Annotated in this window: 1 protein-coding gene; it reads right to left on the minus strand. The window is 70.7% G+C overall.

Annotation, left to right across the window (positions count from 1 at the left end):
- A partial coding sequence (mmsB, locus tag FUT87_RS04925; RefSeq protein ID WP_147240258.1) for a multiple monosaccharide ABC transporter permease occupies positions 1 to 968 on the minus strand: 968 nt, incomplete at both ends.

Genomic DNA, 968 nt, shown 5'->3' on the forward strand with positions numbered 1-968 from the left:
CGCCGCCCGAGGCCGAGGCCCCGCCGACGAAGCAGGCGGCGATCACGTCGAGCTCGAAGCCCAGGCCCGCCTTGGGCGTGGCGGTATTGAGCCGCGCGGCGAAGACCAGGCCGGCCAGCGCCGCCAGTGCACCCATGTTCACGAAGGTCAGGAAGGCGATGCGCTGCGTGCGCACGCCCGACAGCCGGGCCGCCTTCTCGTTGCCGCCCACCGCGTAGACGCGGCGGCCCAGCGTGGTGCGGCCGGCGATGAAGTCGTAGAGCAGCGTCAGCGCCACCATCACCACCATCACCGTGGGCAGGCCCTTGTAGGACGCCATCAGCCAGCTCATTGCGAGCACCGCGCCGGCCAGCAAGGCCTGCCGCAGCCAGAAGACCGGCCCGGGTTCGGTGTCCATGCCGTGCCGCAGCGCCGCGACGCGGTGGCGCCAGGCCACGACCACCGCCACGGCGGTCAGCAGCAGGCCCAGGCCCAGCGTCGTCGGACGCGGATCCTCCTGGCCGAAGAGCTCGGGCAGGAAACCGGCGCTCAGTGCCTGGAAGCTGTCGGGGAAGGGGCCGAGCGACTGGCCCTGCAGCAGCGCCAGCGCGAGGCCCTTGAACACCAGCATGCCGGCCAGCGTCACGATGAAGGACGGGATGCCCAGGTAGGCGACGAACCAGCCCTGCGCGCCGCCGATCACCGCGCCCGCGAGCAGGCAGACCAGTCCGGCGGGTAGCGCGGCCCATTCGTACTGCACCATCAGCACCGCCGCGAGCGCGCCGATGAAGCCGCACACCGAGCCCACCGAGAGGTCGATGTGGCCGGCGACGATCACCAGCAGCATGCCCAGCGCCATGATGACGATGTAGCTGTTCTGCAGGACCAGGTTGGTGAGGTTGAGCGGTTCCAGCAGCGTGCCGTCGGTCAGGAACTCGAAGAGCGCCATGATCGCCACCAGCGACAGCAGCATGCCGTAGTCGCGCAGG

This window comes from Mitsuaria sp. TWR114 (assembly GCF_007997345.1).